The sequence below is a fragment of the Planktotalea arctica genome (assembly GCF_002105285.1).
GTDB lineage: Bacteria > Pseudomonadota > Alphaproteobacteria > Rhodobacterales > Rhodobacteraceae > Planktotalea > Planktotalea arctica.
In genome coordinates this window covers 305,465-331,971 of record NZ_MUHR01000006.1, presented here as the reverse complement: position 1 = coordinate 331,971, position 26,507 = coordinate 305,465, and the positions used below count along the sequence as shown (strand labels likewise).

The window sequence follows — 26,507 nt, the reverse complement described above, 5'->3', positions numbered from 1 at the left end:
ACACCGCTAGCCTGCAAGCAAGGCGCGGGCCGCACCTCGCGCTTCGTCGGTGACGCTGTCACCTGAAATCATCCGCGCGATTTCATCCACCCGTTGCGGTACATCCAGCGGCACGACCATGGACAGGGTCGCGCCGTTTTCGACGCGCTTTTCAACGCGCCAGTGATGCCCGCCAAGGGCCGCGACCTGCGGCGAGTGGGTGACGACCAACACCTGACCTCCGATCGCAAGCGCAGCAAGGCGGCGCCCTACTGCATCGGCAGTCGCGCCGCCAACACCGCGGTCGATCTCGTCAAAAATCATCGTGACGCCCTGGGTTTCCCCCGACAGGCACACTTTGAGCGCAAGCAGAAAGCGGCTTAGCTCACCGCCCGATGCGATCTTGTTCAAAGGTCCGCTTGGCGCGCCGGGGTTCGTCGCGACGGTGAAGGCGACCGCGTCCTGCCCTGCCCCACTTTGCACAGCCCTACTGACCATCGTGGTGAACACCGCGCGCTCCATCTTAAGCGGTGCAAGTTCTGCGGTGACCGCCTTGTCGAGCCGCAGGGCAGCTTTGCTACGGGCATCGCTGAGCGCATCTGCCGCGCTCACGTAGGCCGCGTCTGCCTTGGCCACATCGGCGCGCGCTTGCCCCAGTTGGGCATCCCCCGCGTCAAGCGCTTCGAGGCGCGCGCGCAGCTCGATCGCGAATGTGCCCAGCTCGTCGGGGGTCACATCATGCTTGCGCGCCAATGCGCGGATCGCGAAAAGACGCTCTTCGCAGGCCTCCAGATCGACGGGATTGAAATCAAGGTTGTCGAGGCAGGCCTCAACCCCTGCACTAGCCTCGCCCAATTCTTCAAGCGCGCGAGAGAGACCCGCGAGCGGCGCATCAAGCTGCCCCTCCGCGCGGTCGGACACACCATCAAGCCAGCGGATCGCTTCGCTGATTACGCCCTCGGCGCCTTCAAAACCAAGCATTGCGAAGGCGCGCGCAACATCGTCGCGGATTTTCTCTGCGCCCTGCATCGCGCGGCGGCGCGTATCAAGCTCGCGCTCCTCGCCGGGTTTGGGATCAAGCACGTCCAATTCTGCAACTGCATGGCGCAGGAAATCTTCCTCTTCGCGCACTGCCGCGATCGCTTTTTCCAAGGCTTGCAGAGACTTACGCGCGCCAGAGAGCGCTTTCCATGCGGCGCGCACCGCGCCATGGAGCGCGGGTCGGGCCATGAATTCATCAAGCACCGCCATATGGCCCTTGGGGTCGAGCAGGCCGCGATCATCGTGTTGACCGTGCAGTTCTACCAGCGTTTCGGAAAGTGCGCGCAGTACTTCACCCGAGCAGCGCCGGTCATTGACCCAAGCCGTCTTGCGTCCGTCGCTGCGGTTCACGCGGCGCAGGATCAGTTCGGGGCCAGCAGGCAACCCCGCCTCTTCCAGAACGGCATGTGCCGCATGGCCATCCGCTAGATCGAAAACCGCCGTGACGTCGCCCTGCTCTGCGCCGCTGCGCACCAATTCAGCGCGCCCGCGCCAACCAAGCACAAAGCCTAGCGAATCGAGCAAAATGGACTTGCCCGCCCCGGTTTCACCGGTGAGCACGTTCAAACCGGACTGGAAATGCAGCTCCAGATGGTCAATGATCAGGATATCTCGAATATCGAGCGTGCGCAGCATTTAGGTCACCCCGCGCGGACAAGCGCCGCGCATAAATTCGCTTACAGCCACTTGCCCTGCAACATCTGGCGATAGACCTTACGCAGCCAGCTATCCCCCGCTGCCTCAAGCTCGAGCCCCCGACCGGTGAGAAGTTTGAAACTGTCCTCGTACCAATCGGTGCCTTTGTAATTGTACCCCAGAATCGCGCCTGCGGTCTGTGCTTCCTGCGTCAGACCAAGCGATAGATAGGCCTCGACCAAGCGGTGCAGCGCTTCGGGCGTGTGGGTCGTGGTCTGAAAATCCTCGACAACGACGCGGAAACGGTTGATCGACGCGGTGTAGTGATCTCGCTTGAGATAATAGCGCCCGATTTCCATTTCTTTGGCCGCAAGATGATCAAAGGCCAGATCGAACTTCAAAATCGCAGAGCGCGCGTATTCACTGTCCGGATACCGCTCGATCACGGTGCGCAGACCTTGCAAGGCTTGAAAGGTCAAACCCTGATCGCGGCCTACATCTTCGATCTGATCGTAATAGCTCAGAGCCAGCAAATACTGGGCATAGGCGGCATCGTCATCAGTCGGATAAACGTCGATAAAGCGCTGCGCTGAGGCACGCGAATTTTCGTAGTCCTTGTCTTTATGATAGGCAAAGGCCTGCATGATCAGAGCGCGTTTTGCCCAGCTGGAATAGGGATATAGGCGTTCGATCTCGCCAAAGTAGAAAGCGGCATCATCATCACGCTTGCGTTCAAGCTCGAATTCGCCGCGTTGGAAAATCTGCTCGGCCGAATAGGTTTCAAGCGGAAGTTCGGCCTGCCCCCCAAGTAGGCGCGAGACGCCTCCACCTCCGCCGCTACATCCAGCCAGAGTCATGGAAACCAAGGCAGCAGCAGTCAGCGTGCGACGTGCGGTTTGGCGTTTCATGGCAGCACCTTTGATAGAACCTGTCAGAGTTTTATCTCTGTTTTCAACTTGGTCCTAGCACATAATATCGCCATGCAAAATGCCTATGACCCAAAATCTTGGGTCTCATGCAAGGTTCTTGATGTGCTTGGACTATTGTATTGCGGGAATCTCGCTGCGGGTAACGCCGGCTCCGGGCAAATGCGCATTGATACTGGCGTCACAATCCACCATTTCATAAGCAGAAGGATCGGCAAAAAGTGCGCGCAGCAAGGCATTGGTCATCGCGTGACCGGCGCGCATTCCGGTGTAGCGCCCCAGAATGGGCGCACCGGCCAAGGACAGATCGCCAAGCGCGTCGAGCATCTTGTGGCGCACGGCTTCATCCGCGTGGCGCAAACCGCCGGGGCTAAGGATGCGATCGCCATCGACAACCACAGCGTTTTCCAGCGTCCCGCCTTTGGCAAGGCCCATAGCGTGCATCGCTTCAACGTCGGAATTTCGGCAAAACGTGCGACTATCACACAGCTCGCGCACAAAGGTGCCATTGGCCATGTTAAGCGACTTTCGCTGCACACCGATCGCCGCATCTTCAAACTCGATCGCGAAATCGATCGACAGGCTGCGCGCGGGCTCGAGGCGCGCCCAGCCGTTGTCTGTCTTGACCTCGACGTCTTTCAGAATGCGCAAAGCCCAACTACCGCCGCTTTGGCGCTGCACGCCTTTGGCAAGGAGGCCGCGAACGAATTCCGCGGAACTTCCGTCCATAATCGGCACTTCTGCGCCATCAATCTCGATCAAAGCGTTGGTGATACCGCAGCCGGCAAGAGCCGCCATGATATGCTCGATCGTAGAAACGGTGGTGCCGTCAGCATTTTCAATCTTGGTACACAGAGGGGTCGGATTCACCGCGTCCCAGCGCGCAGGTACAAAGGCATCGCAGCCGCGCACATCCGTGCGGTGGAACCAGATACCATGGTTCAAGGCGGCTGGCGTCACACTCATAATCACCGGCGCGCCGGAATGAAGCCCGACACCCTTGAAGGTCACCAATGATTTAAGCGTTGTTTGCAAAAGATTGCCCCGTAAAAATCCAAGCCGCGTCTGTCGGAGCCAAGTCTATATGGCAGCAGCCCTCGACCCCAGTTCGCGCGTTAACAGTCTGGTAACGCCCAGCATGAAATGCCTCAACTCAAACTTTGTAACGGTCTGAAACATGCCCGTGCATAGGGTCGGCGGTATATTGCTCGCCACTCCTTTGGTGCAGGCTAATGTTCTGCATATAAACGAAAAAAGGGACGCCTGCCAGCGCCCCTTCTTCAACGTAGATGTAAGTGCTTTAGTTCGCTTGACGGCGCAAGAACGCTGGAATTTCGATTCTCTCCTGCTCCGGGTCCGTCTCCGCAACAGGGTGAGGTGCAGGTGCAGCATGGCCTGACTGCATCGCAGGTTGCTGGCGCTGTGCGGGCGCTTGACCGCCCTCTGCCCCGTGACCTGTCATACGGTTGATCAGTGAATTGATCCCGAAACGCGGACGTTCGCCTTCGCTCGCAGCGGTGTGCGGCGGGTGCTGTGGCTCTTGCGCGGGAGCGCGGTGAACCGCCGCCTGAAGACGCGCCATCGCTTCCGGGGATGGTGTTCCAAGGCTAGGTGCCTTTGGCGCAACATAGCTCGCTTGCTCCGGCTCGTGCAGAGCCGCAGGCTCATAGGAAGGGTGCTCGTAGGCCGGAGGCGGCAGATCTTCTGCAAGCGGTCTGCGCGCAGATTGCTGCTGGTACGCACGGTCCGCAATAAAGCTCGGGAGTTCGGGTTGGAAGCTACCCGCCTCCTCCTCGAAAATATCCTCTGCCTGCTCAGAAGCGGCCGCTTGCTGCGTGTTCATTTCTTCGAACAGGGCAGGTTCTTGCGTGGCGACTGGAGCTGCGACCTCGCGAGGCTGCTCCTCCGCCTGCTTGAGCGGCTGCGCCATAGAGCGGCGCGGCACTGGCATATCGTTGATCGCCACAGCAGCATCGATGCCTGTGGCAACAACGGAAACGCGCATCGCACCTTCCATAGCCGTATCCAGCGTGGAACCAACAATGATGTTCGCCTCTGGATCGACTTCCTCGCGGATGCGGTTCGCCGCTTCGTCGAGTTCGAACAATGTGAGGTCGTGACCGCCCGTGATATTGATCAGAACGCCCTTCGCACCGCGCAGGGAAATTTCGTCCAGCAGCGGGTTCGCAATGGCCTTCTCGGCCGCTTGAATCGCACGATCCTCGCCCGTAGCTTCGCCGGTGCCCATCATCGCCTTGCCCATCTCGTCCATGACGGCGCGCACGTCGGCGAAGTCGAGATTGATCAGGCCAGGACGTACCATCAGGTCGGTGACGCCCTTGACGCCCTGATAAAGCACATCATCCGCTAGCGAGAAAGCTTCGGTAAAGGTGGTCTTTTCATTGGCAAGGCGGAACAGGTTCTGGTTGGGAATGATGATCAGCGTGTCCACAACCTTCTGGAGGGCATCCACGCCATCCTCGGCCTGCTTCATGCGCTTTGCGCCCTCGAACTGGAAAGGTTTGGTCACAACACCGACGGTCAATACACCAAGCTCGCGCGCCGCTTGTGCGATGATCGGCGCAGCACCAGTACCGGTACCACCGCCCATTCCCGCAGTGATAAAGCACATGTGCGCCCCTGCGAGATGATCAACGATTTGCTCGATGCTTTCTTCGGCAGCGGCTGCGCCGACAGTGGCACGCGCACCTGCACCAAGACCTTCGGTGACTTTCACACCAAGCTGGACCCGGCTTTGCGACATGGACTGCTGAAGCGCCTGCGCGTCAGTATTGGCAACGACGAAATCAACGCCATCCAGCTCTTTCTCGATCATGTTATTGACGGCGTTTCCGCCAGCCCCGCCAACGCCGAACACCGTAATGCGTGGCTTCAAGTCTTCCTGTCCGGGCACCGTGAGGTTCAATGTCATGCTCTGTCCGCCTGTATCTGCTGGCCCAATTTAGGGCCTTTTTGCTTGCCTATTCCCCCCAGTGTAACCGCCCGATTCGGGATCGTCACGCAAAAAAGCGCTCAAAACCACAAAATGTGCAGGTTTTTCAGCGGATTTATGCCGCATTTAGCGAATCTGAATAGATGTAGCGGACGTGCAAGGCCATGGCGCAGGATCCGCGCCGAATTCAGCACCTTGCAGCGCGCAACCCTGCGCGCGCCTACCAGTTATCGCGAAACCATTTGATCGCCCTCTTGAAGGAGCGGCCTTGATAGTTTTCCAGCATTTCGAAGTCCCACCACTCATCCTGCGGGTGGGCCGCAAACAAGCACAGCCCCACAGCGCTGGAAAAGCCAGGACCTGTCGTCGCGCCCGGTAATCCATGTACGCGCAGCGGGCGACCAAGGCGCACTTGCTGGCCAAGAATTTTACTCGCCAACCCGTCAAGGCCGGGAATTTGGCTGCCCCCACCCGTCAAAACAATCTGCTGACTGGGCAAGTGATCAAAGCCCGCCGCATCAAGGCGCGCGCGCACGTCCTCGAGGATTTCCTCGACACGTGGCCGCATAATACCGATCAGTTCTGCACGGCTCACTTGACGGCGATCGTGATCCCAATCGCCCGTGTCTCCACCCGTATCAATCATGTCGCGATCGTCCATTCCGGTGGCAACGACTCCGCCATTCACCGTTTTGATCCGCTCTGCAGTGGTCATCGGCACTTGCAAGCCCATTGAAATATCAGAGGTGACATGATCGCCGCCCATGCGCACCGCGTCGGCGAAAATCATATGTTTCTTCATGAAAATCGACACGCTCGTAGCGCCGCCGCCCATGTCGATGCAGGCCGCGCCCAGTTCTTGTTCGTCCTCGACCAGCGCCGAAATGCCGGACACATAGGCCGACGAGGCAACACCGGCGAGTTCCAAATCACAGCGGCGCACGCAATGGGCAAGGTTCTGGATCGCAGCGCCGTCCACGGTCAGCATGTGCATGTCCGTCGTCAGCCGCTGTCCGATCTGACCGCGCGGATCCCCGAGGCCCGAGCGATGGTCCAGCGCGAAATTCACCGGCTGGGCATGTAGCACCTCGCGCCCGGGGCCAAAATCAGGCACCTCGCAAGAGGATAGAACCCGCGCTACATCCTGCTCGGACACCGTCTGATTTTCGATGTCTACCGCGCCATCGACCCCGTAGGAACGCGGCTCCGCGCCGGAGAAACACGCGATAACGTGATCTACGCGAATTTGCGCCATCTTTTGCGCCGATTGCAGCGCTGTGCGAATGGCGCGCTCGGTTTCGGACATGGCGCTGATTTCGCCGAACCGCACCCCGCGCGAGCGCGTCGTCGCTGCGCCAATCACGCGAAACCCGGTCTGCCCGGCCATTGAATTAACGCCTTCAGTTTCACTTATCTTTTCAGACCCGTCGAAGCGCAAAACAAGGCAGACGATTTTGGAGCTGCCCACATCGAGCACCGCCACGACACCGCGCTGCATCGCTGCTTTTCGCATGTTACGCATTGCGCGCTGGGAGGCATAAAGGTCATTCATTGTCTTGCACTTCCATTGCTGTCGTCTTGATGCGCCATAACTCTTTGACGGCATTCTCGTTCATTCGAATTGTCGGGCGCTGGGGCAAACGCATATCCACGCGCGCCAGATCCCGCTCCAGGACATCTTGCACCTGGTCCAGCGCGATCACGCGTTCGAGTGCGCCAATCGCACCGCTTGCGGGCAACATGATCCGCTGATCCCGGTCCAGAACCAGATCCCATCGCCGCTCGCCCATGCGCACAAGGCCTTTGACGCGCGCACCAAGGGGCGCGGCGGCGCGCATCAAGGCCTGTGCCTCTGCAACGACAAGATCTGCGCCAACCCCTGCAAGGATCGGCAACTCCGGATGATCGGAGCGCTCCAGCGCGATGCCGATGTAAACGCCTTCTGCGTCAATGCGGAACAATCCATCATGGGTGCGCCACAAGGCGGCCGTCGTACGTTCGTCCACTTTGATTCCAAGGACACCGCCCGGCTGCAAACGCACATCAACGCTGCGCACCGGATTCAGGCTTTGCACCGTCTTTTGCACATCCGACAGTTCGATATCGAACGAGCTGACGGGAAAAGCGATCGAAACAATCTCATGGATCGCGCTGGACACTTCTTCGCTCGCGCCCTCCACTTCCATCAGATTGACCATGAATTCGGGCCGCTCTTCGATACTCGAGCGCATCTGGATCAACACGTCCTGAAACGCGGCGCGGCGCTGGGTATCGGAAAAATAGACCAGACCGAGCGAGCAAGTCAGCGCAAACGGCAAGCCTACGCGCAAGGAAAAACGAAACAACGGCGTCAGCATGAGCCGCTGGAAACGGTAGGACCAGCGCGAGGGTGCGGGATCAGCTCTACGTTTGCTGGCACGGTTCAGCACACGTGCGCCCTGACCGGCTGGTCTATGTGCGCTTAGCGGTTGCATGAGGCATCCTCCACCATCCACGCGCAGAACGCAGGGAAATCCATACCGACGGCCAGCGCCTGTTCGGGCGAAAGAGAGGTCGGTGTCATACCGGGCTGCGTGTTGGTTTCAAGCAAGATCAAACCGTCAAGACCGCGGCTTTCATCCCAGCGAAAATCCGTGCGCGTCACGCCGCGGCATCCAAGCACGTCATGGGCGCGCACTGCATAGTCCATGCAGGCATCCCAGATATCGCGCGGTATATCCGCAGGCACGATATGGTGCGATCCGCCAACTGTGTATTTGGCGTCATAATCATACCAGCCCTCGGTCAGGATATCCGTCACGGTCAAGGGGCGATCATGGATCACGGTCGTGGTTAATTCTCGCCCGGGGGCGAAGGCTTCGACCATCACGAATTCGGGCATATCATCGGCGAGCTGGGGCGGGCCGTTCGCGGCCTCGTTCACCAGATAGACGCCCACCGAGGACCCCTCGTTGTTCGGCTTCACCACATAGGGCGCATCCATCACATGGCGCTCGCGCACGTCTTTTGCGGGGGCAATAACGCTTTTTACAACCGGCAGTCCCGCCGCGCGAAACACGTCCTTGGTGCGCTGCTTGTCCATCGCAAGTGCCGAAGCCAGGACGCCCGAATGGGTGTAGGGGATTTGTAACCACTCAAGCAGACCCTGAATACAGCCATCTTCGCCCCAGCGGCCATGCAGCGCGTTGAATGCGACATCCGGCGCAAGTCCGATCAGGCGGGCCGCCACATCGGCGCCCGCATCAATCTCTACAACCTTATAGCCATGTTCCCGCAAAGCTGCTGCGCATGCGCGCCCAGAGGACAAAGAAACTTCGCGTTCAGCCGAAGGTCCGCCCATCAAAACAGCCACAGTGCGGGGGTGCCTGCTCGACATTCCCAACGCGTGCCTCGAATACTAGTTAAGGGCTTTTGCCCTTTTTACCACCTGCGGGCCCCGTTTGTCGGGCTCCCTTATTTTTGCGGGACCGGTTCGCCGATCCTCAACACTTCCCAGTGTAACTCTATTGATTGTGTTTGGAAAACCTTTTTTCGCACCAATTCGCCAAGACCTTCCAAATCCGCAGCGGTTGCGCCACCGGCGTTGATCAAAAAGTTCGGATGTTTGGTGCTCATTTGCGCACCCCCAAGGGTAGCGCCGCGCATTCCAGCCGCGTCGATGACCTTCCAAGCTTTAAGGTCATGAGTATCATCCGCCTGCCCCGTCGAAGAAAATCCTGCCGGATTGCGAAACGTGGAGCCTGCTGTGCGCTCCTTGGTGGGCTGCGTTTCATCGCGCTTGCGCAGCTGCTGCTCCATTTGTTCATGAAGCGTCTCGGGATCGCCGCTTGCAGCCCTTAGCACCACTTCGGTCAGCACATAGCCCTCGGGCAGAGTGCTCTGGCGATAGGCGAACTGTAGCTCATCGGCGCCTATAAGCACCTCGTCGCCCGCGCGCGTGATCGCCGTTGCCTCAACAAAGTGATCCGCAACATAACTACCGTAGCAGCCGGCATTCATCCGCACCGCGCCGCCGATCGCACCCGGAATGGTACGCAAAAACGTCAAATCCAAACCCGCATCCGCCGCCTTGCGCGCCACATGCGAATCCAGCGCCGCCGCGCCCACGCGCAGGGTGTCGCCATGCACCTCAATATGGTTAAATCCGCGCCCCATGCGGATTACCGCACCCTTTAAACCACCATCGCGCACAATCAGGTTCGAACCAACGCCCATCGCAAACACAGGTGTGTCTAGCGGCAATGCTTTAAGAAAAGATTGAAGGTCGTCCTTATCAGCAGGCTGAAAAAACATTTCCGCAGGCCCGCCCACACGCAGCCATGTAAGATCAGCCAAAGGGCGGTCCATCGTGATTTTGCCGCGAATATGTGAAAAGTCGGTCATGGGATGCTCGTTTTTCTGGGTTTTACCACGTCTAAAGGTCAGGCTTCATTTTGAAAAGAGATCCACGACGAAAACAGCCTCGCCTCAAAACCACCCGCACAAAAACCAATAGATCATGGCCTAACGCACCAAGCTCTTAACCCACTTCACCAGATAAATAACCGGCCAGCGCAGGATACTCATTGCCGCAATCAAGACGATAAAGGCCACCCAAGGTCCGTTTTGCAACCAGACCCATCCCAGCAAAGGGATGCCCACCCCGATCAGCACATAGGCGTTGCGCCAGTGATGATCTTTGGAGGGGAACATCGCAATGACATTGGCCAGCACCAGCCAGAGCAGCGCCAGAACCAGAGAGCTGCTCATTTTGGGAGCTCTGGCCGCTCGCCGCGCGCAACCCGCCACAGGAACTGCAATGGGTTGCGAAACATCGACATGAATGCGGCCATGCCAAGGAAGAACCAGATCCAGCCATGTTGATAGCCGATGAAACCCAGTAGCAGCGGCGCTGCAAGAAGCATTATTCCCGCAGGCCAGAATTGCCGGCGGATCGGCAACATAGCGACAATAGCGGCGCAGATCACATAGATCGCACCGATCAAAAGCGAGGCGCTCATGCTTTGAGTTTTTCGGGCAATTCATTCGCCCAAGCGGAAATCGTACCTGCGCCAAGGCAGACGACCATATCGCCGGGTTGCGCTTGCTCTTTCACCAGCTTCGTCAAATCGTCCTGCGCGGTGATCGCGCGCACGTGGCGGTGGCCGTGGCGGATCAGGCCCGCGACCAGATCATCGCGCGATGCGCCCTCGATGGGCTCTTCGCCCGCGGCATAGATTTCGGTAATCGCAACCACGTCCGCCTCGTTGAAGCAGGCGCAGAAATCCTCGAAGTGGTGGTGCAATCGCGTGTAGCGGTGCGGCTGGTGGATCGCGATAATGCGACCCTCGGACGATTGACGCGCCGCTTTCAGCACGGCGGCAATCTCGGTCGGATGATGGCCGTAATCGTCGATAATAGTCACGCCGTCCACTTCGCCAACCTTGGTAAAGCGCCGGTTCACCCCGCCAAACGCAGCAAGCGCGGTGCGGATTTCATCGCCTGACATGCCAAGGTGGCGCGCCACAGCAACCGCCGACAAAGCATTGGAGACGTTGTGATCGCCAGGCATCGGCAAAGAGCAGCCCGTGATCACCTGATCCTCGTTTTGCAAATGGATGTCGAACTGCGCGACGCCGCCTTTGTAGTGTAGGCCGGTGGCGCGCACATCGGCCTGCGCGTTGAAACCATAGGTGATGACCCGCCGGTCCGTCAGCTTGCCCACAAGCGTCTGCACATCCGCGTCATCGGTGCAGCAAATCGCAACACCGTAGAAGGGGATATTTGATACAAAATCGAGGAAGCCCTTATGCAGGTTTTCCTCTGTGCCCCAATGCTCCATATGCTCGGGGTCGATGTTGGTGACGATGGCGATGGTCGCAGGCAAACGATTGAAGGTGCCATCGCTCTCGTCGGCTTCGACCACCATCCACTCGCCCTGCCCCATGCGCGCGTTAGAGCCGTAGGCGTGGATGATGCCGCCATTCACCACGGTCGGATCGAAGTTACCCGCATCGAGCAGGGTCGCCACCATTGTGGTGGTCGTCGTTTTGCCATGCGTGCCAGCCACCGCGATATTGAGTTTCAGGCGCATCAATTCCGCCAGCATTTCCGCGCGGCGCACCACGGGAAGGCCGCGCACGCGGGCCTCGTCCAGTTCAGGATTGCCCGGTTTGATCGCCGAGGAAATCACGACAACTTCTGCGCTTTCAAGATTTCCGGCTCTCTGCCCGATAAAAATATGTCCGCCCAGCTTCTCCAAGCGATCGGTGATCGGCGTCTTTTTCAAATCAGAGCCCTGCACCACATAGCCATGGTTCAGCAGCACTTCGGCAATCCCTGACATACCAATACCGCCAATGCCGACGAAATGGATCGGGCCGACATCGCCGGGCAATTTTGTGGGCGGGCTCATCGAGAGGGCTGCGTTCATGGTGAGGCCTTTCCGTTAAGTCTTGGATGCCGCAAGGTGTTCTACCAGCGCGACAAGTTGTTGTGTGGCATCGGGTTTCCCGCAGCTAAGGGCCGCCTGCGACATCATGCTTGCGCCCTGCTCGTTGCTTAACACCAGCATCAATTGCTCTGTAAGCGCGCCGGGGCTGAAGCTGGATTCCGGCATGAGGATCGCGCCGCCCGCTTCGGTCAAGCCGCGCGCATTGGCGGATTGATGATCGCTGGTGGCCGCGGCAAAGGGGATCAAAATAGAGGGGCGACCAATCACAGAAATGTCTGCGACCGAGGAAGCGCCCGCGCGGCTGATCACCAATTGCGCCTCGCTCATACGGTTGGGCACGTCATGAAAGAAGGGCTGCACATCGGCGTTGATGCCGTGCTCTGCGTAAAAGTCTGCAACGCGTTGCCCGTCCTCGTCGCGCGCTTGATGGCTAACGCGTAGATTGCGCAGCATGTCCATCGGCAATGCCGCAATCGCAGGAGGCACCACATCGGAGAGGATACGCGCGCCTTGCGAGCCGCCCATGACCAAAAGGCTCATGGGGTAGTCGCCGGGGGGAATATAGCCAGCGCCAGCGCGATCAAGCACGCTTGCGCGCACAGGATTGCCCGTGTGAATGCCCGTCACCCCTTCGGGCAGAGTGGTTGGCCAAGTGCCGCAAGCAATTGCATCGACCCGTTTGGCAAACACCTGATTGACGCGGCCCAGCACGCCGTTTTGCTCATGAAGCATCCGCGGGCAGCGCAGGATCGTGGCGGCGGCGAGTGCAGGAATGGACGGGTAGCCGCCAAAGCCGACGACCACGTCAGGCCTGTCCCCGAGCATCTTGAAGATAGAGCGGATCACACCGCCCGCAATGCGCGGGGCGACGGCCAGCTTTGCCAAAAGCCCACCGCGCGCGAAAGTTGCACTGGCGATTTGCTCGATCTCGACCGTATGGGGGAAACCGCCCGTGTAGCGCGCGCCGCGCGCATCGGTGCTCAGCTTGACGCGCCAGCCTTTGCGCAACATGCTCTCTGCCAACGCCTGCGCGGGAAACATGTGTCCACCCGTGCCCCCTGCCGCGATAACCAGTAGCGGCGTTTTATCACTCATCAGTTTCGTCCTCGAAGCAGGTCCCCGATTTGGCCCTGTGGCCGCGTGCGGGTAAAGGCCAAAAGCATACCAACCGCAATCCCCCCCGCGATTAGAGAAGAGCCACCGTAACTCACGAAGGGCAGCGTCATGCCCTTTGCAGGCAGCAAGCGCACGGCAACGCCCATATTGATCATCGCCTGAACCGCGAACATGCAGGCAAGGCCCGTGCCCGCAAGGCGAATGAACGGATCGCGCTCGCGCATCAGGCGTAAAAGCGAACGCACGATAATGCTCGCGTAGACCGCGATAATGCAGAGAACCAGAAAGAGCCCGTATTCTTCCGCCGCGACCGCAATAATGAAATCGGTATGCGCATCAGGGAGCGACCATTTGACTTCACCCTCGCCCACGCCAACGCCAAAGAAACCGCCCTCGCGGATGGCATTGGTGGCATAACCAAGCTGCGTCGTGGGATCCACGTCCGTAGACAGAAACCCGTCGATGCGGCGCGCGAAGTGATCGGAGTTGTTATAAGCGATCATACCGCCCAGCACGACCAGGCCCGCCATCCCCAAAAGCAGCAGCATTGGCGCGCCTGCAACGAAATACATCACGCCCCAGCCAAACAAAATAAGTGCCGCCTGCCCGAAATCGGGCTGCATCGCAAGAATAAGAACGATCGTCACCATGAGCATGAATGACCAAAGCCGCCCCGGAGGGCCCGCCACCTCTTGCGACGCGGCCATCATCCAAGCTGCAACAATAATGAAACCGGGCTTGAGAAATTCTGAAGGCTGCACAGAGGCGAAGCCCAACGAATACCAACGCGTCGCTCCCTTGCCGAAGTCCGTACCAAAGAAGGGTAGAAAAACCAGCGCGATGAACGCGGCAATAAAACCGAGCACGGCCAATCTGCGCACGACAACCGGGCTAAGCATCGAGGTGATCAGCATCGCGGTCAAGGCAAGCCCACCGAAAAAGGCCTGTCGCTGCACGTAGTGAAAAGGTTCGAAACCGTTCTTTGCCGCCAAGGGGGGAGACGCGGCAAGGCCAAGCAAAATCCCGATCCCGAAGAGGATGAGAATACAGGACATCGACCATCTGTCTACCGTGCGCCACCATTTCGGAAGCACCGGTTCGCCATCCCGCACGGGAAGGTTACCATACACCATCTCTGTCATAGAACACCGCTGATCGTTGCCTCAAACTCGCCCTGTTTTCCAGGATCTGGAAGTAATGTAGCGAATCAGCGATTCGATTGCCAGCGTTGTTTGCTATCCGAGCGGAATGCCGCAGAGCGGCATGCTTGATAAGCATGGCCAAAGGGCCATGCAGGGTGCCTCCGGCGGAAGTTTAAAGGGGAAGATGAAGGGGATTGAGTTTGAGCGCGTTCCAAGGCAGAGGTGCAAAATGGATTTTGATACAATAATCATAGGCGCTGGTGCCGCTGGTATGATGTGCGCAGCCCATTCGGGCGGGCGGACATTAGTGATCGATCACGCCAAAGCACCCGGGGAAAAAATTCGCATTTCTGGCGGCGGACGTTGCAATTTCACAAATTTAGGGACGACATCGGCAAATTTCATCTCGGAAAATCCGCATTTTTGCAAGTCGGCATTGAAGCGATATACGCAGTGGGACTTCCTCGATCTGATTGGAGCACACGCAATTGCGTGGCACGAGAAGACATTGGGACAGCTTTTTTGTGATGAGAGCGCCAAACAGATCATTGCGATGCTTTTGAAGGAGATGGAGCGCGCCGGAGCAGAGCTTTGGCTCAAGACATCAGCGCGCAAGATCAGCCATGACGGCGCGCGGTTTCATTTGAGTGTGGAGCGAGACGGAACGCAAGTGGCCCTGAGCGCGCGCAATCTGGTTCTGGCGAGCGGTGGCAAGTCGATCCCGAAGATGGGCGCAAGCGGCTTTGCCTATGATATCGCTCAGCAATTCGGGCTTGGCCTGGTGGAAACACGCCCTGCCCTTGTGCCGCTGACCTTTGCCGATCAGCGCTATGCACCGATTTCCGGGGTTGCTGTGCCAGCGGTGGCCTGCGCGAATGGAGTGGCGTTCGAAGAGGCCGTGCTTTTTACGCATCGCGGCCTGTCCGGTCCGGCCGTTTTGCAGGTGTCCAGCTACTGGTCTGAGGGAGAAGAAGTGGTTTTGGACCTCGACCCCAAAGGCACGCTTTTCACGCATTTGCGCAGCGCGCGCACGGAACAAGGCAAACGCGATGTGACCACGGTTTTGACGCAGGTTTTCCCTGCCCGCCTTGTGCAGCATTTGAGCGAAGAGATGGGGATCACAGGACGTATTGGTGATCAATCCGACGCGGCGCTCGAGGCGCTGTGCGCGCGCGTGCAGGGCTGGGTACAAAGGCCGACGGGAAGCGAGGGATATCGCACTGCAGAGGTCACGCTGGGCGGCGTAGATACAAACGGGCTTTCATCCAAGACTATGGAGGCGAAAACGCTAAACGGGCTTTATGTGATAGGTGAAGCAGTTGACGTAACCGGTTGGCTAGGCGGATATAATTTCCAATGGGCCTGGTCGAGCGGCTGGGCTGCCGGAACGGCGATTGCCGCCAGCACGGTTTAGATTTTCGGATCAGGGTTTTCGGTGTGGCCGTCTACCGCGATGACCTGTCCAGAGACCATTTTTGCGCCTGCGCCAGCAAGGAAGACCGCCATATTCGCGATGTCCTGCTCGGTCACGAAAGCGCCCATCGAGGTGCCCGAAGCATAGCCTGCATAGACTTGATCGCGCGTCATGCCCTTGGCCACCGCCTCGCGCTCTAGCACGCCCTCCATGCGCGGACCCTCGACAGCGCCCGGGCAGATGGCGTTGGCGCGAATTCCAAAGGGGCCAAGCTCCATCGCGAGGGTCTTCATCAAGCCGATCACCCCCCATTTGGCCGCTGCATAGGGCGCGCGATTAGGGTAGCCGTACTGGCCCGCCGTCGAGGAGGTCAGGACTATCGCGCCTCTGCCCGCCTGTTTCATCAAAGGCGCGGCATATTTTGCGCTTAGGAATGCGCCGCCAAGTGTGACGGAGAGGCAGGTGTTCCAATCGCTAAGCGCGACGTCTTCGATTTTCGCGGTTGGGCCTGCGATGCCCGCGTTGGCGCAGAGCGTATCAAGACTGTCCCAAGTCGATGCGACTTCGGCGAAAAGCGCCTGCATCTGGGCCTCGTTAGAGACATCGATTTGTGAGGTACGCCACTCTGACGGGCATGTTTCCAAGGCTGCTGCGTCCACATCCGTAACCCAGACTTGATCACCCTGTTCTGCGAAAGCGCGCGCCATGGCGCGCCCGATCCCGCTTGCGCCGCCTGTAATGAGAACGTTGCTCATTTACGGATGCCCACCGACGATCCTGCCGCATCCGGGCGCGCGAGGGCTGCATGGCCTGCGGCGATCCGGGTCAGACTAGCCTCGATTGTTGCGCTCGGCGCAGAGGGGCGACGGCTTTGAAGATCCACATGGATCAGCATGTGCTCGGCGCTGGCCAGCAGGCGCTCGCCCTCGAACATCTCGTGCCAGAGGTGCATTTTCTTGCCCTCGCCCAGTAGGACCTGTGTGCGGATTTCGATGCGTGCGCCCGCATGCACCTCGTCTATATGGCGGATATGGGTTTCGGCGGTAAAGTAGCTGCCGCCTGTCGCAATATACGCGCCGTCGCAGCCGATCATTTCCATAAAGCGGTCGGTGGCATCGCCGAAGGCTTGCAAATAGCGCGCCTCGTTCATGTGGCCGTTGTAATCGGTCCAATCGAGCGGAATGGTGCGCTGCGCTGTGGTGATGGGGGCATTCGGATCGACATCAGCGGCGCGAGCATCCATGCCGTTTTGCGTAGCCAGCACGCGATCATGGGCCTTGGCGGTGGCGCCCGCCCCCCAATCGCCGCCGCGCAGCGAGCGGATGATGCCCACGAGATTGCTGTCGCGCACGCGCTCCAGATCGCGCGGGGTCAGCGCACCGGACTGCGTATCGCATTGATCGCCCACCATTTCCACGAAGTCATCGGTGAGATCGGGAACGTCCATTAGCTTGGTCCATGGCCATTTCAGGCAAGGTCCAAACATCGCCAGCATGGCGCGCATCCCGCCCTCGCCGCCCGCAAGGTGGAAGGTCTGCATCGTGCCCATCTGCGCCCATCGCAGGCCGGGGCCGTAGGCGATTGCGGCGTCAAGTTCTTCGGCGGTGGCAACGCCATCCTTCAAGAGCCAAAGCGCCTCGCGCCAGAGCGCTTCTTGCAGGCGATCAGACAGAAAACCCTCGATCTCGACGCGGCAATGCAGCGGGTGCATGCCGATGGAGGCATAGAGCGCCTTGGCCTTTTCAATGTTGGCAGCGTCGGTCTTTGCACCGGCGACCAGTTCGACAAGGGGGAGCAGATAGACCGGATTGAACGGATGCGCGACGATCAAGCGCTCGGGGTACAGCAATTCGCTTTGCAGATCGGAGGGCATGATGCCGGAGGTGGACGACGCGATGATGCCGGTGGTGTTGGCCGCCTCAATCTCGGCATAAACCGCGTGTTTCACCTCGAGCCGCTCTGGCACAGCCTCAATGATCAGCGCACAGTCAAAAACAGCTTCTGCAATGGATTTACAATGGGTTAGCGTGCCTTCTTCAGGCAGTGCAACATCCGTGAGGCCTGGCAAAGCGCGGCGGGCGTTATCAAGCACAGCCTGCGTTTTGCGCTCGGCCTGCGGGTCCAGATCGAACACGCGCACGTCCCAGCCATTCAGCATGAACCGCGCCGCCCAGCCGCCGCCGATGACGCCGCCGCCAATGATCGCTACCTGCTTTTCCATATCTTAATCCTACTTCTGAAGAACGAATTTCAGCAACTTGATATTGCAAAGTTATTTCACTTTGGCGCGCGCTTAATCAGGCCAAGTTTATCGCGCACCGCTTGCGGGCCGATAACCCGCGCGCCCATGTTTTCGATGATCGTTACGGCGCGATCAACCAATTGTTCATTTGTTGCGAGTACACCCTTGTCGAGCCATAGATTATCTTCCAGCCCCACACGCACATTTCCACCCGCCAGGACAGACGCCGCCACATAAGCCATCTGGTTTCGCCCAAGACCAAAACCACTGAACGTCCAATCATCAGGCACATTATTCACCATCGCCATGAATGTATTAAGATCATCCGGTGCCCCCCAAGGCACGCCCATGCACAGCTGCACCAGCGCAGGGCTATCGAGCACGCCGTCCGCGACCAGTTGCTTGGCGTACCAAAGATGGCCCGTATCAAAGGCTTCAATTTCGGGCTTCACGCCCAGCTTGGTCATCATGGTGCCCATGGCGGTCAGCATGCCGGGGGTGTTGGTCATGACATAATCCGCTTCGGCAAAATTCATCGTGCCGCAATCGAGAGTGCAAATCTCGGGCAGGCATTCTGCAATATGGGCCACGCGTTCTGTGGCCCCCACCATGTCGGTGCCGGCGGCGGTCGGGAATGGTTGCTCTGAGCTGCCGAAAATGATGTCGCCGCCCATGCCAGCGGTCAGGTTCAACACAACATCGACCTCAGCGTCGCGGATACGATCCGTCACTTCGCGGTAATAAGCCAAGTCGCGCGAGGGCGCGCCGCTTTGCGGGTCGCGTACGTGGCAATGGGCGACCGCGGCCCCCGCCTTGGCCGCGGCGATCGCACTATCGGCGATTTGCTTGGGTGAACGCGGCACATGGGGGCTGCGGTCTTGGGTGCTGCCTGATCCTGTGACGGCGCATGTGATGAAAACTTCGCGGTTCATGGTGAGTGGCATAGGTCTTTCCCCTTAAGCGATTGTGCGCAGGTTGCCGTGAATTACGCGGCGGCGAAAGCAAAAAAGCAACATGCGCTTAGGCCTTGCGCGCCGCGCAGGGCAGCCATGCAGGATCACTGTCTTGTTTAGCGCTAACAGGAAGCCGATATGAAAAGAACAAGAGAGAAAAAGAAAGGACAAGGCTATAATGACCTTGATTGAAAATATGAAGTCCCGCGCCGTGAAAGCTGCGCAGTATCGCAAAACAGTTGAAGAACTTAACCGCCTGAGCCGCCATGAGGCGCTCGATCTTGATATCTACTATGGCGATATTCCGGAAATCGCGCGCAAGGCCGTTTACGGCGCTTGATCGCGGGCTTCCAATTCCAGCAACGCACGTTTGCGCCAAAGCCCTCCAGCATAGCCCGTCAGCGCACCATCCGCCCCGATCACACGGTGACAGGGGATGAGGATAGCAATCTGATTGGCCCCGTTGGCGCGTGCCACGGCGCGCGTAGCGGTGGGGTTTCCAAGCATTTTCGCCAATGCGCCGTAGCTGGTGGTTTCCCCGAAAGGCAGCCTTTGCAAAGCGCGCCAGACATCGGCTGTGAAAGCCGTGCCGTGCAGGATCAGCGCGATATCGAATTGCTTAAGACTGCCTTCAAAGTAGGCGCTTAGCTGCATCTCCAAGGCACGGGTTATGCTGGTTTGGCCAACCCCGATTGTGCCCGTTGAAGCCCCGAGTTTGCCTAGTTCCTTCGGAAGTTCCTTGCGGTCGGCAAATTCAAGCAGGTGCAAATGCGTTGCATCGCAGATCGCAACCATCGTGCCCAAAGGCGTTTCAACCGGATGGGCAAAGAGCCTGGCCGCGCCCTTTTGCGCTCCAAGCCATGCGCTCAAGGCTTTGGAAAAGGCTTGCGCGCTGGCAAAATACGGCTCGATTTTCGGAAGCGGTTCTGCACCCAGATCAAGCCCTAATTGCATCAATAGACCATCGGATGCGCACGGTGCGCCGCCGTGATCGCATCCAACGCCTCTTGTGGCAAAGTCACCTCGACAGATTCAAGGGCATGTTCAAGCTGGTCAAGCCGCGTCGCGCCGAAAATTGCAGAGGCCATAAAAGGGCGCGTGCGGCACCACGCAAGTGCCATATGCACCGGATCAAGGCCAAAGTTGCGCGCGATTTCGAGGTAGGTATCGACGGCGGGCCAAACCCGGTCTGTAACGCGCCCGCCAAGATCACCGCTCAGCGCGCGGCGCGATCCCTCTGGCACCGCCCCGCCTTGATATTTACCCGTGAGCAAACCTGTGGCGAGCGGCGAAAACGCCAGCAGGCCAACATCCTCATTCACGCTAAGTTCAGCCAGATCGGTGTCATAAAGCCGGCATAAAAGCGAATATTCGTTCTGCATCGACGCAGCGCGCGGCCCGTATCCCGCTTCCGAGAGGCGCAGCCATTCGCTCGTTCCCCAAGCACTTTCATTGCTGAGCCCGAAAGCGCGGATCTTGCCAGCATCCACCGCGGCCTGCAACGCGCCCAGCGTCTCTTGCATGTGCGCCAGCGTTTCGGCGCGGTCCTGCGTCGAGGGATCGAAGGTCCAATTCTTGCGAAACATGTAAGAGCCGCGATTGGGCCAATGAAATTGGTAAAGATCAATGTAATCCGTCTGGAGCCGCTTGAGAGAGCCGTCGATGACTTCGGGGATGCTGGCGGCCGAAATCCCAGTGCCGCCGCGAATATGATCCCAGCCATCGCCAGAGTGTTTGGTGGCGATGATCACGTCGTCGCGCCGCCGGTTTTTCGCAAGCCACGTGCCGATGTAGCGCTCGCTATCACCTTGCGTTTCCGGGCCGATGGGATTGACCGGATACATCTCGGCCGTGTCCATGAAATTGACCCCCGCCGCGAGCGCCATGTCGATCTGCGCATGGGCCTCTGCCTCGGGCGTTTGCGTGCCAAAGGTCATCGTACCGAGGCAAAGTTCAGGCACGATGATGCCTGTCCGTCCAAGCGGGTTCATTTTCATGTCTGTGCTCCGGCTTTTGTTGTCTGACTAAAGGTAGCCCTATCAGGCACTACGCTTAGACGAGGAATTCGAAGGATTCTTCCATCTGGCTATCGCAAGCCGCCAGAAAAAGCGTGGTCAGGGCCATTATAAAGAAAATTTTGAGTTTGGTCATGGGGAACTCCGAAATGTAGAGGCATATTGATATCGTAAAGTTATGCGGCGCCGCCAGCGCACGGACAAGCGATTCTGGGTCAGTTGCGCCGCACAGAGGGCACACGAGATTTGACCAGCTTGTAACGCGCTTCGGGATGGGGCGGTGCGCCGTGGGTCTTTTGCCAGAAGGCAAAGCCCCCCAGCTTGATGAAAATCGGGATGGTCAGCACGAGGCCAATCACAAAGCCCCCCGCATGCGCCCAATAGGCGACGCCCCCCAGATCGGGATCAGAGGCAACGCCGTTGCCCACCTGAAGCAGAAACCACAGGCCCAGCATGATCCAGGCGGGAATCGGCAAAATACGGAAAAACACGATCAGGATTAGCAAAATATCGACTTTGGCCTTTGGAAAAAGCAACAGATACCCACCCATGACTCCTGCGATCGCGCCCGACGCGCCAATTGTAACAACGACCGATGCAGGCTCGACGATCCACTGCGCGAGGGCGGCGAAAACGCCGCTGGTCAAGTAAAAGAGCAAGAAGCCAATATGGCCCATCTCGTCTTCCATATTGTCGCCAAAAATCCACAGGAACAACATGTTACCGGCAATGTGCATATAGCCGCCGTGCAGGAACTGCGAGGTTACCAGCGTGAACAGGCGTTCTCCATCGGTGATGAAGGCAGGAATCATGCCCCACTGTGCAAAGAACACATTCAGCGCGCGGCTCTCGCCCAAGGGCACGTTATGGGCCGCGAAAATGATCAAATTGATCGCGATCAGCGCGTAAGTGACATAGGGCATGCGCCCCGACGGGTTATGGTCGCGAATTGGTAGCATTCGGGCAGGCTGCGGTTTGCCCGCCCGAAGGTCAAGAGCGGCTTACTCGCGCGGCGCACTTTGTGCGAGCAAGGCGGTGTTGCCCCCTGCTGCTGTGGTGTCGACGCAAAGATGTTGCTCCTCAAGCACATAGCCTGCATCGGGTTGGCCGGTGATCAGCGGCAGGATCGCGCCTGTGCGCGCGGCCAGCGCTTCGCCAAGCGCGCGCGCCTCGGTCAGGCTACCCCAGTAGATCACACCTCCAATGCCCTCGATTTCGATCAAATGTTCGGGGGTGATCGCGCCGCTCGCCGCGGCAGCGCGCCCGCCAAGTTTGCGCACCGCTTCGACCTGTGCCTTCACCGCATCCTCCCCCGGCCCCATGCACAGGATCGGCGCGCGGGAATGGCGGTTGAGGCGGTTCAACTCGCCCGTCGGGCCAGGCATCACTTCACTCTGGATCGCAGGCGCGCCATCAGCGGCCTCGATCGCTGATCGCAGCCCTTTCAGCGACATGTTGCCCGCAAAGGCCCCCGCCGCGCCGCTGTGCTCGGATGCGCGAAAGCGCGTCAGATACAAAGGCCCCCCCGCTTTCGGTCCGGTGCCGGAAAGCCCCGAGCCGCCAAAGGGTTGCGAGCCGACGATCGCCCCGATCTGGTTGCGATTCACATAGATGTTGCCCGCCTTGATCCGCTCGCAGACATGCTGCACGCGATCATCAATTCGGGTTTGCAGACCAAAGGTAAGCCCGTAGCCGGTGGCATTGATGTCCGCGACGATCTTATCCAACTCGGAGGATTTGAAACGCACAATATGCAGAACGGGGCCGAAGACCTCGCGCTCCAGATCACCGATCGAGTTCACCGCGATCAAAGCGGGGGGCAGGTAGTGCCCGACTTCGGGCTGCGGCAAATCAAAGAGCAACCGCCCCTCTGCGCGCGCGCGCGCCACATAGGCGGCAATCTGTTCCTGCGCATGGGCATCGATCAGCGGGCCGACATCGGTGCGCAGCTCCCATGGGATATCCATTTTCAGCTCGCGCATGGCGCCGATCAGCATGCTTTGCATGGTGTCCGCCACATCCTCTTGCACGTAAAGACAGCGCAGCGCGGAACAGCGTTGACCAGCTGATTGAAAGGCGGATTCCACAATCGCGGTGATCGCCTGTTCAGGAAGTGCAGTGCTGTCCACGATCATCGCGTTCAGCCCGCCGGTTTCGGCCAGAAGCGGTGCGCCTGGGGCAAGATATCTAGCCATCGAGGCGCGAATGATTTGCGCGGTTTCGGTCGATCCGGTGAAGGCGACGCCGCCGATGCGCGGATCGCAGGTGAGCGCGGCACCGACGCGCCCTGCCCCGAGGATCAATTGCAGCGCCCCACGCGGCACGCCCGCCTCGTGCAAAAGGCTTGCGGCAAGATGCGCGATTAGCGGCGTTTGCTCGGCCGGTTTGGCAAGGACCGCATTGCCTGCGGCAAGGGCCGCGCTGATCTGGCCAGTGAAGATCGCAAGCGGGAAATTCCACGGGGAAATGCAGGTAAACGTGCCGATCGGCGCAGCATCCGAGGTGCGTTCGGCATAATAGCGCAGGAAATCGACCGCTTCGCGCAACTCACCGACGGCATCGAGCAAGGTCTTGCCCGCCTCGCGCGCGAGCAGTGCGAAAATCTCGCCGTAGCGCGCCTCGTAGAGATCGGCGGCGCGGTGCAAAACGGCGCGGCGTTCTTCGGGGGATGCGCTCCATTGGCGCGCCGCCTCCAGCGCCGTTTCGATCTGCGCAGGGCTGGCAAAATACGCAGTGCCAACCCGCTCGATCGGCTTGGCCGGATCGTTGATCGCCACTTCGCTCCCGACTTCGGCATCACCCGCGATCAGCGAAGTTGCCTCCCAATGGGCGACCTCGAAGGGCGCGCGCGCGACGTTGATACGGTCCAGATCGGGCGCATGATTGAGATCGAAACCAATGGAATTGACCCGCTCGGGCGCAAAAAGCTCCGGCCCCGTCGCGACCCAAGGCGCAGCCGCATTCGCCGCTTCGAAGGGATCGGATGCAATGACCTCGGGGCTGACGTCCTCGTCCACGATCTGGTTCACAAAAGAGCTGTTGGCCCCATTTTCCAGCAAGCGGCGCACGAGATAGGCCAGCAGATCGCGGTGCGCACCGACAGGCGCATAAATGCGGCAGCGCGTGGCGTGATCGGCCAGAACAATATTGTGCATCGCTTCGCCCATGCCATGCAAGCGCTGGAATTCAAAGGATGTTTTATCTCTACCCATGTGCAGAATGGCCGCGACCGTATGGGCGTTATGGGTGGCGAATTGCGGATAGATGCGATCCGTCATGCCGAGCAATTTGCGCGCACAGGCGATGTAGGACACATCCGTAACCGGTTTGGAGGTGAAGACGGGAAACCCTGTCAGCCCTTCGACCTGCGCACGTTTGACTTCGGTATCCCAATAAGCACCCTTGACGAGGCGGATCATGATGCGGCGGTCATACTGGCTGGCCAGCGCGTGCAAATGATCAATCACGAAGGGCGCGCGCGGCCCGTAGGCCTGCACGACAACGCCAAAACCGTCCCAGCCCGCAAGCGCGTTTTCCGATAGCACCGCTTCGATCACATCAAGCGAGAGCGTGAGGCGGTCCGCCTCCTCCGCGTCGATGTTGAGGCCCATACCCGCCGATTTGGCGAGCAGCGCAAGCGAGCGCAGGCGCGGCACCAATTCATCCATGACGCGGGCGCGCTGCGCCACTTCATAGCGCGGATGTAGCGCCGAAAGTTTGACGGAAATACCGGGATTGGCGCGGATATCTTCGCTGTTGCACGCCTCCGCGATGGCGGAAATCGCACGGCTGTAGGACAGATGGTAGCGGCGCGCATCCGCATCGGTTTTCGCCGCCTCGCCCAGCATATCGTATGAATAGGTGTAGCCCTTCGCCTCCATTTTGGAAGCGCGCTCCATCGCGGCGGTGATATTTTCGCCGAGCACGAACTGGCGCCCCATTTCCTTCATCGCACGGCTCACCGCCTTGCGGATCACCGGCTCGCCCAGTCGTTTTATCGCGCCGCGCAAATGGCCCACGGGACCGGGCGTGTCTTCTTGCAACACGCGCCCGGTAAGCATCAGCGCCCAAGTAGACGCATTGACCAGCGATGATGCAGAATGGCCAAGGTGCTGGCCCCAATCGGAGGGGGCGATCTTGTCCTCGATCAGCGCATCGATGGTTTCCGCGTCAGGCACGCGCAAAAGCGCTTCGGCAAGGCACATCAGCGCGACGCCCTCATCGGTGGACAGGCCATATTCCGCGAGAAACACCTCCATCAGCCCCGGGTTGTCCGCGCTGCGAATGCGCTTGATCAGATCCGCAGCCTCCGCGCTAATGCGGGCACGATCCTGCTCGCTCAGAGCGGCCAAAGCGCCAAGCGCGGCGACGCGCTGGGATGTATCTGCGTAGGTATTCGCATCGATTTCAGCAAAACGGGGGATCAATAGGGACATTTTTTCAGGCCTCACCTAAAAGGGTTTTGCCTCATATATATCAGGCTTTCCTTTCATTTTTCTTGACTTTTAGTTTTGAGCAAGAACATCTTCCCGAAAAGGGGGGATTAAGCAATGCAAACGAACCGCATGGACTTGGACAGCTTTGATCGCAAGATTCTTGGCGTGGTCGCAATTGAGGGGCGCATCAGCGTCACAGAACTGGCCACACGCATCGGCTTGTCCAAATCACCAACGCAAACGCGGCTGAAGCGCCTGGAAGAGCAAGGAATCATCAAGGGTTACCGCGCGATGCTGGACCCGATTCAACTCGGGCGCGAGCATGTGGCCTTTGTCGAAGTGCGCCTGTCCGACACGCGCGAAGCGGCGCTGACCGCGTTCAACAAGGCCGTGCGCGCCATTGCCGAGATCGAGCAGGCCCATCTGATCGCAGGCAATTACGACTATCTGCTCAAGGTGCGTGTGCATGATATGAGCGGCTATCGAAAGGTGCTCGCAGAGAAACTCTCCACCCTGCCCCATGTCGCCAACACCTCGACATATGTGGCAATGCAGGCGGTGAAAGAGGAAGGCACGGGCGCGTTCTAGCGGGTGGCGGTGGCGATGTTGGGTTGGCAGTGACTTGACAGAGCGCGGCAAAGCGCCATCCTCACAGCTATGAAACACTTGATCCTTGCCTGTCTGCTCTGCGGCGCCGCGCCGCTCGTGCAGGCCCAGTGCCCACCGCCTCAAGATCACTCCGAGCGGATGAGCGATCTGATCACCGCGATCAAGATCGCACCGGACGCACGCGCGGCGCAGATCATTTCCAACAAGATGTGGGACCTTTGGGACGACGCCCCCGACGCAGAGGCACAACGCATGCTCGATGACGGGTTGGCGCGGCGCGCAGGCCATGATTTCAATGGCGCGCTGAAGGCCTTCGAGTTGCTTGTCGCCTATTGCCCCGATTATGCAGAGGGCTACAACCAGCGCGCCTTCATCCGCTTTATCCAGCAGGACTATGCCCCAGCGCTGACCGATCTAGAGCGCGCGATCACGCTCTCCCCGACCCATATCGCCGCCATATCCGGAAAGGCGCTGACGCTGATGGGGCTAAAGCGCGATGACGAGGCGCAGACAGTGCTTCGCGAAGCATTGGCACTGAACCCCTGGCTCAAAGAGCGCCGGTTTCTGACCGGCGACGCGCCCGCCACCGAAACCGATCTCTAAGGGTGCGTT

24 protein-coding genes are annotated in these 26,507 nt (G+C 59.3%); 4 read left to right on the top strand and 20 right to left on the bottom strand.

Going from position 1 to position 26,507, the window contains the following annotated elements:
• Window positions 1-6 precede the first annotated feature (6 nt).
• The 13 genes from recN to ftsW form a co-directional block, all read right to left on the bottom strand.
• Window positions 7-1,656 (bottom strand): DNA repair protein RecN, encoded by a 1,650-nt coding sequence (gene recN / locus B9P63_RS08875; RefSeq protein WP_085308184.1) that lies wholly within the window; start codon window positions 1,654-1,656, stop codon window positions 7-9.
• 41 nt (window positions 1,657-1,697) lie between these two features.
• On the bottom strand, window positions 1,698-2,564 hold the full coding sequence (locus B9P63_RS08870; protein ID WP_085308183.1) for an outer membrane protein assembly factor BamD: 867 nt from the start codon (window positions 2,562-2,564) through the stop codon (window positions 1,698-1,700).
• Between the two features lie 132 nt (window positions 2,565-2,696).
• Complete coding sequence (lpxC, locus tag B9P63_RS08865) at window positions 2,697-3,617, bottom strand: UDP-3-O-acyl-N-acetylglucosamine deacetylase (RefSeq protein WP_085308182.1); 921 nt, start codon at window positions 3,615-3,617, stop codon at window positions 2,697-2,699.
• A 265-nt stretch (window positions 3,618-3,882) separates the two neighbouring features.
• Window positions 3,883-5,514 carry a cell division protein FtsZ gene (gene ftsZ / locus B9P63_RS08860; protein ID WP_085308181.1) on the bottom strand — a complete coding sequence of 544 codons (1,632 nt, stop codon included), beginning with the start codon at window positions 5,512-5,514 and terminating at the stop codon, window positions 3,883-3,885.
• 241 nt (window positions 5,515-5,755) lie between these two features.
• On the bottom strand, window positions 5,756-7,087 hold the full coding sequence (gene ftsA, locus B9P63_RS08855; protein WP_085308180.1) for a cell division protein FtsA: 1,332 nt from the start codon (window positions 7,085-7,087) through the stop codon (window positions 5,756-5,758).
• Window positions 7,080-8,009, bottom strand: coding sequence for a cell division protein FtsQ/DivIB (locus B9P63_RS08850; protein ID WP_085308179.1), 930 nt, complete (start codon window positions 8,007-8,009; stop codon window positions 7,080-7,082). The genes ftsA and B9P63_RS08850 overlap by 8 nt, the downstream gene beginning before the upstream one ends.
• Window positions 7,997-8,875: a D-alanine--D-alanine ligase gene (locus B9P63_RS08845; RefSeq protein WP_245830613.1), complete on the bottom strand. Its 879-nt coding sequence runs from the start codon at window positions 8,873-8,875 to the stop codon at window positions 7,997-7,999. The genes B9P63_RS08850 and B9P63_RS08845 overlap by 13 nt, the downstream gene beginning before the upstream one ends.
• 113 nt (window positions 8,876-8,988) lie before the next feature.
• Complete coding sequence (murB, locus tag B9P63_RS08840; RefSeq protein WP_085308177.1) at window positions 8,989-9,918, bottom strand: UDP-N-acetylmuramate dehydrogenase; 930 nt, start codon at window positions 9,916-9,918, stop codon at window positions 8,989-8,991.
• 120 nt (window positions 9,919-10,038) lie between these two features.
• Window positions 10,039-10,284, bottom strand: a complete 246-nt coding sequence (locus B9P63_RS08835) for a DUF2484 family protein (protein WP_085308176.1) — start codon at window positions 10,282-10,284, stop codon at window positions 10,039-10,041.
• A complete protein-coding gene (locus B9P63_RS08830; protein ID WP_085308175.1) occupies window positions 10,281-10,535 on the bottom strand; it encodes a DUF2484 family protein in 255 nt (84 codons plus the stop codon). The genes B9P63_RS08835 and B9P63_RS08830 overlap by 4 nt, the downstream gene beginning before the upstream one ends.
• The gene (gene murC, locus B9P63_RS08825) at window positions 10,532-11,929 is read right to left on the bottom strand and encodes a UDP-N-acetylmuramate--L-alanine ligase (RefSeq protein WP_085308339.1); all 1,398 of its coding nucleotides are present in this window, start codon (window positions 11,927-11,929) and stop codon (window positions 10,532-10,534) included. The genes B9P63_RS08830 and murC overlap by 4 nt, the downstream gene beginning before the upstream one ends.
• Before the next feature lie 33 nt (window positions 11,930-11,962).
• A complete protein-coding gene (locus B9P63_RS08820) occupies window positions 11,963-13,063 on the bottom strand; it encodes a UDP-N-acetylglucosamine--N-acetylmuramyl-(pentapeptide) pyrophosphoryl-undecaprenol N-acetylglucosamine transferase (protein ID WP_085308174.1) in 1,101 nt (366 codons plus the stop codon).
• Window positions 13,063-14,226, bottom strand: a complete 1,164-nt coding sequence (gene ftsW / locus B9P63_RS08815) for a putative lipid II flippase FtsW (RefSeq protein WP_085308173.1) — start codon at window positions 14,224-14,226, stop codon at window positions 13,063-13,065. The genes B9P63_RS08820 and ftsW overlap by 1 nt, the downstream gene beginning before the upstream one ends.
• A gap of 229 nt (window positions 14,227-14,455) precedes the next feature.
• Between ftsW and B9P63_RS08810 the strand changes: the two genes are divergently transcribed.
• Window positions 14,456-15,640 carry a BaiN/RdsA family NAD(P)/FAD-dependent oxidoreductase gene (locus tag B9P63_RS08810; RefSeq protein ID WP_085308172.1) on the top strand — a complete coding sequence of 395 codons (1,185 nt, stop codon included), beginning with the start codon at window positions 14,456-14,458 and terminating at the stop codon, window positions 15,638-15,640.
• On the opposite strand, the gene B9P63_RS08805 is transcribed toward B9P63_RS08810, so the two are convergent.
• From B9P63_RS08805 to bcoG, 3 genes are read right to left on the bottom strand one after another with little or no spacing between them, the layout of a single operon-like run.
• A complete protein-coding gene (locus tag B9P63_RS08805) occupies window positions 15,637-16,395 on the bottom strand; it encodes an SDR family oxidoreductase (protein WP_085308171.1) in 759 nt (252 codons plus the stop codon). The genes B9P63_RS08810 and B9P63_RS08805 overlap by 4 nt on opposite strands.
• The gene (locus tag B9P63_RS08800) at window positions 16,392-17,861 is read right to left on the bottom strand and encodes a carnitine 3-dehydrogenase (RefSeq protein WP_085308170.1); all 1,470 of its coding nucleotides are present in this window, start codon (window positions 17,859-17,861) and stop codon (window positions 16,392-16,394) included. Before B9P63_RS08800 ends, B9P63_RS08805 begins: the two co-directional genes overlap by 4 nt.
• A 56-nt stretch (window positions 17,862-17,917) precedes the next feature.
• The gene (gene bcoG / locus B9P63_RS08795; protein WP_085308169.1) at window positions 17,918-18,826 is read right to left on the bottom strand and encodes a 3-dehydrocarnitine:acetyl-CoA trimethylamine transferase BcoG; all 909 of its coding nucleotides are present in this window, start codon (window positions 18,824-18,826) and stop codon (window positions 17,918-17,920) included.
• Between the two features lie 187 nt (window positions 18,827-19,013).
• Between bcoG and B9P63_RS19180 the strand changes: the two genes are divergently transcribed.
• The gene (locus B9P63_RS19180; RefSeq protein WP_176219128.1) at window positions 19,014-19,175 is read left to right on the top strand and encodes a DUF1127 domain-containing protein; all 162 of its coding nucleotides are present in this window, start codon (window positions 19,014-19,016) and stop codon (window positions 19,173-19,175) included.
• On the opposite strand, the gene B9P63_RS19550 is transcribed toward B9P63_RS19180, so the two are convergent.
• From B9P63_RS19550 to putA, 4 genes are all read right to left on the bottom strand, one after another.
• Window positions 19,163-19,789: a methylated-DNA--[protein]-cysteine S-methyltransferase gene (locus tag B9P63_RS19550; RefSeq protein WP_095533011.1), complete on the bottom strand. Its 627-nt coding sequence runs from the start codon at window positions 19,787-19,789 to the stop codon at window positions 19,163-19,165. The two genes, B9P63_RS19180 and B9P63_RS19550, sit on opposite strands and share 13 nt — an antisense overlap.
• Window positions 19,789-20,832 carry an aldo/keto reductase gene (locus B9P63_RS08785; protein ID WP_085308167.1) on the bottom strand — a complete coding sequence of 348 codons (1,044 nt, stop codon included), beginning with the start codon at window positions 20,830-20,832 and terminating at the stop codon, window positions 19,789-19,791. The genes B9P63_RS19550 and B9P63_RS08785 overlap by 1 nt, the downstream gene beginning before the upstream one ends.
• A gap of 233 nt (window positions 20,833-21,065) precedes the next feature.
• Window positions 21,066-21,809: a rhomboid family intramembrane serine protease gene (locus tag B9P63_RS08780; RefSeq protein ID WP_085308166.1), complete on the bottom strand. Its 744-nt coding sequence runs from the start codon at window positions 21,807-21,809 to the stop codon at window positions 21,066-21,068.
• A gap of 42 nt (window positions 21,810-21,851) precedes the next feature.
• Entirely contained in the window at window positions 21,852-25,286 is a 3,435-nt protein-coding gene (gene putA, locus B9P63_RS08775) for a bifunctional proline dehydrogenase/L-glutamate gamma-semialdehyde dehydrogenase PutA (protein WP_085308165.1), read from the bottom strand.
• Between the two features lie 114 nt (window positions 25,287-25,400).
• Between putA and B9P63_RS08770 the strand changes: the two genes are divergently transcribed.
• Complete coding sequence (locus B9P63_RS08770) at window positions 25,401-25,874, top strand: Lrp/AsnC ligand binding domain-containing protein (protein WP_085308164.1); 474 nt, start codon at window positions 25,401-25,403, stop codon at window positions 25,872-25,874.
• A 69-nt stretch (window positions 25,875-25,943) separates the two neighbouring features.
• Window positions 25,944-26,498 (top strand): tetratricopeptide repeat protein, encoded by a 555-nt coding sequence (locus tag B9P63_RS08765; protein WP_085308163.1) that lies wholly within the window; start codon window positions 25,944-25,946, stop codon window positions 26,496-26,498.
• Window positions 26,499-26,507: the final 9 nt, after the last annotated feature.